Genomic DNA, 1,093 nt, shown 5'->3' with positions numbered 1-1,093 from the left:
GTTCGGGCTTGATGCCCTTCATCGATTCCAGCACGCTGGCCTTGGTGAGCTCGAAGGGGAAGCGGGCGATGACGCAGCGCATGTGACCTCACAGAGAGAAGAAGGAGAACGGCCCGGCCAGGGTGAGACGGTTCAGCGGGAGAGGGCGAGAACGCCCAGAGCACTGCCGCGTTCGTCGACCACCGGCAGGGCACCGAGCCGGAGGTAGCGCATCGCATGCTCGGCTTCGGCCGTCGTGGCCACGGATGTAGTGAACGACCGGTGGTCGCCGAGGATTTCGCGCAGGCGGACGCGGTCCGTGTAGGCGGTGCTGTCGCGGACGGCGGTGAGTTCGGTCCGGGTGACCAGGCCGGTGCACTGGCCGTCCTGGTCACAGACGACCAGCCGACCCGTGCATGCGGCGGCCATCACCGACAGCGCCACCTCGACACTCATGTCGTCACAGACCTGCGGTCCGGCCGCGTCCATGACCTCAGCCACCGTCATGTGCCCGGGGCCGGCGCTCGCCGGGCGGAGCTGCATCTGAACCAGCGTCACAAGGTGCCTCCTGCAGAGATGGGTCAGCTTCCTGATCACGAAGGTTCTAGGCCGCCGTGCCGAAGACGGTCTGGCGTACAGGCGCGCGCCGGGTCGTCGAAGAGGGACGGCGCCGGCCTCGCGAGGTACTGCGCTTGGAGCGCTCGGCCACCGGTGCGGTGATCACGACCGGGATGCCGGACGGGGCCTGGGCGCCGGTGATCCGGTGCAGAGCCTCGTCGCCCGAGCGGATCTGGGTGGTCTGCGGCCGGATCCCGGCATCCGACATGAGGCGGACCATGCCGCGGCGCTGGCTCGGTGTGACGAGGGTGACGACGCTGCCGGACTCGCCGGCTCGTGCCGTGCGTCCGCCGCGGTGGAGGTAGTCCTTGTGATCGGTCGGCGGATCGACGTTCACGACCAGGTCGAGGTTGTCGACATGGATGCCGCGCGCCGCGACATTGGTCGCCACCAGCACGCTCACGTGCCCCGTCTTGAACTGCGCCAGCGTGCGGGTGCGCTGCGGCTGTGACTTGCCGCCGTGCAGCGCGGCGGCCCGAACCCCGCTGCTGAGAAG

2 protein-coding genes are annotated in these 1,093 nt (G+C 69.4%); both read right to left on the bottom strand.

Annotation, left to right across the window (positions count from 1 at the left end):
- Positions 1-132 precede the first annotated feature (132 nt).
- Positions 133-537 (bottom strand): CBS domain-containing protein, encoded by a 405-nt coding sequence (locus ACFWBT_RS43120; protein WP_385710348.1) that lies wholly within the window; start codon positions 535-537, stop codon positions 133-135.
- A 46-nt stretch (positions 538-583) separates the two neighbouring features.
- A partial coding sequence (locus ACFWBT_RS43115) for a helicase-related protein (protein ID WP_385710345.1) occupies positions 584-1,093 on the bottom strand: 510 nt, incomplete at its 5' end.

This window comes from Streptomyces sp. NPDC060027 (genome assembly GCF_042737005.1).
Taxonomy (GTDB): Bacteria; Actinomycetota; Actinomycetes; order Streptomycetales; family Streptomycetaceae; genus Streptomyces.
This window is presented reverse-complemented; position numbering and strand designations above follow the sequence as displayed.